General features: G+C 29.1%; 5 protein-coding genes. All 5 read right to left on the minus strand.

Annotation, left to right across the window (positions count from 1 at the left end):
* Window positions 1-11: 11 nt before the first annotated feature.
* The 5 genes from MBORA_RS03000 to MBORA_RS03020 all read right to left on the minus strand — a co-directional run bounded on the left by MBORA_RS03000 (window position 12) and on the right by MBORA_RS03020 (window position 5122).
* The gene (locus tag MBORA_RS03000; RefSeq protein ID WP_042691520.1) at window positions 12-623 is read right to left on the minus strand and encodes an ABC transporter ATP-binding protein; all 612 of its coding nucleotides are present in this window, start codon (window positions 621-623) and stop codon (window positions 12-14) included.
* Window positions 613-1560, minus strand: coding sequence for an ATP-binding cassette domain-containing protein (locus MBORA_RS03005; RefSeq protein WP_042691522.1), 948 nt, complete (start codon window positions 1558-1560; stop codon window positions 613-615). Before MBORA_RS03005 ends, MBORA_RS03000 begins: the two co-directional genes overlap by 11 nt.
* Before the next feature lie 8 nt (window positions 1561-1568).
* Window positions 1569-2429, minus strand: a complete 861-nt coding sequence (locus MBORA_RS03010; protein ID WP_042692134.1) for an ABC transporter permease — start codon at window positions 2427-2429, stop codon at window positions 1569-1571.
* A complete protein-coding gene (locus tag MBORA_RS03015) occupies window positions 2429-3409 on the minus strand; it encodes an ABC transporter permease (protein ID WP_042691525.1) in 981 nt (326 codons plus the stop codon). The genes MBORA_RS03010 and MBORA_RS03015 overlap by 1 nt, the downstream gene beginning before the upstream one ends.
* Before the next feature lie 81 nt (window positions 3410-3490).
* Window positions 3491-5122, minus strand: coding sequence for an ABC transporter substrate-binding protein (locus tag MBORA_RS03020; RefSeq protein WP_042691527.1), 1632 nt, complete (start codon window positions 5120-5122; stop codon window positions 3491-3493).
* Window positions 5123-6527 lie beyond the last annotated feature (1405 nt).

A 6527-nucleotide genomic window follows, 5' to 3' on the forward strand; every position in this document is an offset into this window, starting at 1 on the left:
TTATGCTCAATTCATTTTTTATTTAATTCATTGAAATATAATATCTCATCAGATATAACTTCAAGTAAGGATTTATCGTGACTAACTGCCAGAATCCCTATATTATTTTTTTTAGCATAGTCTAATAATACCTCCCATATTTGAACTTGTGTTACTGCATCAAGCATAGTACTTATTTCATCTGCAATAACAAATCTTGTTTTTGGATGTAATGACCTTAAAATTGAAAATCTTTGTAACTCACCACCAGATAATTCATTTGGCCATCTTTTTAACCATCCATCAGCAATACCAAATGTATTCCTTAATTCTCTTGATGGAACCCATGACTCTTCAAGAACACTTTTCATTTTCCATTTAGGATTCATAGTTTTTTCAGGATGTTGAAATATTAGTTGAACAGGATTATAATCCTTAGAATCTATTGGATTATTATCAATTGTAACATCCCCATCATATTTTGGAATATATCCAGAAAGTATTTTGCACAAAGTACTTTTACCACTACCACTATCCCCAATTAATCCTATTACCTTATTATTTGGAATAGATATTGAAATATCATTCAAAATAGGAGAATCTTTTTTATAAGCAAATGAAATACTCTTCCCTTCAAGTTTCATAATATTCCTCCTCATTGAATAATTGGCATCTAACCTTATTCTCACCAACATCACGTAGTAATTGTTTTGTATTCTTACATGAATCTTTTCTTATTGAACAGTTTTCATAATAAATACAACCAAGATTATCATTTAATGGTTGTGTACCTTCAGTTAATTTAAAACCATTATCAGGTAAAGCATCAATTAATGCCTTTGAATATGGATGCATTAAATTATCAGCATTTTTAAAGTTTTCTGCTTGATTAATCTCAATTACATATCCTGAATAAAATATTGCAATCCTATTAGCTGTTTTAATTGCTACATCAATGTCATGAGTGATTAAAAGTACTCCTTTACCCTCCTCAGCTAATTTTTTAATATCATTAATCGTCTCTTCTACACTTTTAGAGTCCAAACCAGGAGTTGGTTCGTCAGCAACTAATAACTCTGGATCAGATAACAATGCAGTTGAAAGTAAAACCTTCCTTGCCATACCTCCTGACAATTCAAAAGGATACATATCATCTACAGATTCATCAAGACCATATTTAGTAAATACTTCTCTTTGATGAGATTTTTTGCGTTTATAATCTTCTTCATCAACTGTTTTTCCAATAGCCTGTTGAGATACTTTCATTAATGGATCTAAATAGTTAACAGATTGAGGAATTAAACAAATATGTTCCCCTCTAATTTCTTTTTTATGTTCTTCTGTTAAAACTTCTCCTTTAAAACTAATTTCACCAGTACATGTTGCATTTTCTGGTAAAATCCCCAATATTGCATGAGCAAGCAAACTTTTACCAGAACCACTAGATCCAAGAATAGCTACAACTTCATTTTCTTTAACATCCAAAGATAAATCAGAAATTACTTTCAATTCCCTTTGTTTTAATCCTTGAACATATTGAGTAAAAGATATTGATAAATTTGAAACATTTAATAATTCCATCTTATCACCTACTTTTGCGCCTCAACTGGATCTAATAGTTTATGTACATATTCACCAATTAAATCAAATAATAATACAATGATTAACAATGACACACCTGGGAAAAATGCAAGCCACCAACAACCATTTGATAAATATTGCATTGATTCAGCTAAAATAATACCGATAGCAGGTTCATGAGGTGATAAACCAAATCCAAGGAAAGTAATACCTGCTTCATGCATGATTGCATGTGGAAACATCAAAATAACTCCAACAATAATTTGTGAAATTAATAATGGGAACATGTGTTTAGTTGCAATCCATAATTTAGATTTTCCTTGTTGTTCAGCTACTTTAATAAACTCAGTTGTTTGAATTTGTTTTACTTCAGCTCTTAAAATACGTGCTAGTGGAGTCCAATGAGTTAGACCCACACCCATAATTACACCATAAAATCCTCCACCAAATGATATTGATAAAAGAATAATAAGTAATATATGTGGAATAGCTGAAAATAAATCAATAATTCCTGCTACAAATTCGTCTAAAAACCTATTAACACCAGAAAATAACCCTAAAATAATAGCCACAGTAGTGCTTATTATGGATGCAAATGCTCCAACACCCATACTCAATCCAAGCCCCGCAACAGTTCTTACAAACATGTCCCGACCCATCCAATCAGTACCAAAAACATGTTCAAAAGAGGGTAGCTGATTAACTTGTGAGAAATTAGTAGTTAAAGATGATACATCAATTATCATACTACTTATTAGAATAATCAATAGAAATATTGCAGATATACCTATTACAACTAATGTTTTAGTTCTTAGATTAGCATCATATAAGAACCAGGGTTTTTTATCATCAACTTTCTTTTTAAACATCATGCTTCATTCTCCTTAATACGTGGATCAACAAAATAGTATAATATATCTGCAATTAAATTTCCAACAAAAACAAATACTGCGCTTATTACAACAATTCCCAATAATAGTGGCACATCACTTTGAAGTCCTGCAGCAACAGCAGTTTGTCCAATTCCAGGATATAAAAACACTTGCTCCACAAGTACTGTTCCACCAAACAATTCACTAAAATTCAAAAATTGTAATGTTAAAGCTGGCAATAATATATTCCTTATACCATGTCTTTCAACTAAATCCCATCCATGTTCACCTCTAGATTTAGCAAATAAAATATAATCTGAAGACATGACATTTAATAGCTCATTACGAGTATACAAAGCAATTGGTGCAACTCCAACCATACTTAATGTTAATGTTGGCAGTACAAGTCGTGCAAGCCATTGCCATACCGTCACATCAGAACTAGAAACACCAATAGGAACACCTAATCCCACTGGAAACCACCCTAATTCAACAGAAAATACAACTAAAACAAGTAATGCAATCCAAAATGATGGTGCAGATTGTAAAATATAACAATAAACTCTTATGGCTTTATCAATCAATGATCCTTTATTCTTACCAGCTAAAACACCTAAAACAAAACCTAATATTCCACTAATAACCCAAGATAAAAACATTAGCACTAATGATGCTGTGAATTTTTCAAAAATAACATCACTAACAGGTTTTCTGAAAATTAATGAATTTCCAAGATTACCTTGAATAAAGTTTGTAAACCAATTGAAAATTTTAGTAGTAATAGGTTGACCTACACCCCAATACTGTTCTAACAATGCTCTTTGAGCTTCAGTTACTGGTGTTTGTTTTAAATATGCATTAACCGGATCAATAGGTGAAAGATCCAATAATATAAAACTGAAAATTGAAACTGCAACCATTAAAACAATAAAATGAATTAATTTGTTTCTAATAAATACCCTTACACGTGAATCCATACCCCAATCCTCCAAAACTAATTAACTTTTTTTTTAAAAAAAAAGTATTTATAAAAAAAATAAAAAAAAAGAAAGATATGATTATTCAGTTGAATTAGTACGTGTCCATTCACAGATGTTTTGCATATAATCATGACCTGTAGCTGGTTCAGTACCCATATCTATTCCATTTTTCACAAAATAACAATAGTCAAAGTCAGCAATCCATAACCAAGGCGCATCAGCATTTGGTCCAAATCCTGAACCAGAACCAGTACTTGCTGCATCAGCCCATAGACTATAAGATGCATTAACATCGTTTTCTTTTAAAGCTGACTCTAATATTGCATCTACTTCCTTATTACTATAACCATTTGGATTCATATAGTTATCTTCACTGTAATTTTCCTTACTATGGTATTGTTGGTAAATGTTTCTGTAAGGATTATCAGAAGATTGTTGGAACACGGCAGGATCTTTATACATTCTAGAATATATTGTATCCCAGTCAGTTCCTTCTAATTCTATGTTAATACCTAAATCCTTAGCTTGTTCAGATACTACAGTTGCAAGAGCTTGCCTTGCTTGATCATCAGAACTGTACAACAAGGTAAATGTAGCAGGAGTACCATTTTTCTCCCTTATTCCATCACCATTAGTATCAACCCAACCAGCTTCTTCCAAAATTTGTTTTGCAGCTTCTTTATCATTGTCTTTTACAACAGCATTAGGATTAGCATATTTAAAATGATCCACACCACTATATTCAACTACAGCATGACCTTTATAAACAGAATCAACAATTTCTTCACGATTAATTCCAACATTTAATGCTTTTCGTATTGCAACATCACCAGTTACATTGTTACCTATATCATTTCCACCGGTAGTTTTTACACCAGTAGCATTTTGATATGGGAAAGTTATACCTTGTGCTCTAGGACTGTAATACTCTATCAAATCATATCCATCTACTGTTTCATTTAAACCTGAAATCGGTACCTGAACGATATCTGCCTGATTAGATTTAGCAATTTGCATTGCAGCACTATCTTCCTCAGGGAACAACATAGTTATTTGTGTGAAATATGGTTTATCACCATAATAATTATCATTTATTTCAAAAATAGCTTGTTGACCTTTATCCCATTGTTTTAATTTATAAGGCCCAGTACCAATTGGATTTTCACCATAAGTTTCATTATTATAATCTTTTTCAGGGATAATACCAATGTATCTTAAATCATAAGAAAATGTAGATTGTGGTGAATTTAAAGTAAATTCAACAGTATTATCATCGATAACTTTTGCTTCTTTTAAATTTGACATATCTAATTCAGAATTACTTGATTTTGCTTCATTAAATGTGAAAGCAACATCTTTTGCAGTTAATGTCTCATTGTTTGAAAACTTAACATCATCCCTTACTCCAACTGTCCATTTAAGACCATCAGAACTTACATTGTACCCTGTTGCCAAATCATTTACAAAATTACCATTTTTATCAGATTTTAAAAGCGTACTTTGAACTAAAGGATTAAAATTCATGTGTCCACAACCCCAACCAGTTAATGGATTAAAACCTGCAGAAGGCTCACCAGTTAAACCTGGAACAGTTACAACAATATGTTTAGGATCATTATCATTAGACGTTCCTAACATAGATGCAACTGCAATAATTGCTATAATAATAACAATTAAAGCAATAATAGCATATTTAATTTTATTATCCATATTGAATACTCCATAATTTTTTATTATTAACTACTAAAATGTATTACTTATAATAATTAAATGATTATTATTGATAATACTTTTATTATAATTAATAATATAGTCATATATTAAACTTTAATCATATTTAACCATTACTAAATATGTTTAACGAAAAGAAAAACAAATAATAGAAAATTAATAAATTAATTGCTCTAATCTAACTTTTAGATTTGTAGAAACCATAGTAAAATATAGGTTAACATCGAATTTTTTTACCATTTTAATCATATACACACATAAAGTTCTCCATTTTAATAATGGCATCTTTGAAGGTGGATTTATTTTTCATTGAAATTCCACTTTGATGTAGAAAAAATTTTATATTGCTTGAATTTTCATTATACTTAAAATTATGCTTAATAAAGTTAAAATAAAAAGATATAAAATATTTATGATAAAATAGAGAATAATTATTAGTATAAAAGAAAAAATAAATCATTTTATCTATTATTCTTTAAATTCAAGATATTTAAGTCTTTTGGATTTTGGTCTTGATGTTGATGAAAAATTTTTATACATACAATCGTTGAGAAAAAATAACAATGACAATTATGCTTTTAAAATTCACCGAATTAGTGTATAATTACGTTCGATTAACTTTTAGTAATCATTCCTTTGAGTATAATTTAGTATTAAAAATTTACTTAAAAACAACTTAGAGATATATCAGATTATATTAATGCTTCAGATAAAATAAAGCAATATTTACATCCAAATAAGCTCCTACATTTTTACAACTGTTCAAAAATTTTTTTCAAAGCATCAATAAGACAAAGCAAAAATGTTAAAACCACCATTACATATTAACAGACAAAACATATGATTCAAAGAAATAAAAAACGCATAAATGAAGAAATAGGAACATTTGACCAAATACCATTTAAAAGAGCAAAAATATGAAAATATAGATTAAAAAGCCAAACCGTATTTTGGAAAGACATCTACAACAAAAGAATGAATGTTGAAAGTGTAATTAATGGAATAAACTTCAGTAGCCCGACACAAAAATCCTCAATAGAGAAACTAAATTGAAAAACTTAATGTATAATCTATAGGACAATAAAAATCTTTAAGTGATGGTTTCTATAAAGTTAAAAAAATTAATTAAAACTCAATTAATTATCTGCAAATACTTTTCAAATGATAAATAAAATGGGGTTTCATCTCCCATCTTCTATTATTTAATAAAAAAAAATATAAAAATTGTTAGTTTATGAAAAAAGAAAGGAAAAGAAGTTTTTTTTATTTGATTGTTATTGTGTTTTTTATTTTTGATTTGGTGTATTGTGTGTAGATGTTGTATTTGCCTTTTTTTAGGTTTTTGATTTTTAGTGTGGCTATTCCTTTTTTGTTTGTTAGTTTT

The sequence above is a fragment of the Methanobrevibacter oralis genome (assembly GCF_001639275.1).
GTDB lineage: Archaea > Methanobacteriota > Methanobacteria > Methanobacteriales > Methanobacteriaceae > Methanocatella > Methanocatella oralis.

What these genes read in the sequence shown, in the direction of transcription:
- MBORA_RS03015 (WP_042691525.1), bottom strand. Translation starts at nt 3,409, where the DNA reads ATGGATTCACGTGTAAGGGTATTTATTAGAAACAAATTAATTCATTTT.
- MBORA_RS03010 (WP_042692134.1), bottom strand. Translation starts at nt 2,429, where the DNA reads ATGTTTAAAAAGAAAGTTGATGATAAAAAACCCTGGTTCTTATATGAT.
- MBORA_RS03005 (WP_042691522.1), bottom strand. Translation starts at nt 1,560, where the DNA reads ATGGAATTATTAAATGTTTCAAATTTATCAATATCTTTTACTCAATAT.
- MBORA_RS03020 (WP_042691527.1), bottom strand. Translation starts at nt 5,122, where the DNA reads ATGGATAATAAAATTAAATATGCTATTATTGCTTTAATTGTTATTATT.
- MBORA_RS03000 (WP_042691520.1), bottom strand. Translation starts at nt 623, where the DNA reads ATGAAACTTGAAGGGAAGAGTATTTCATTTGCTTATAAAAAAGATTCT.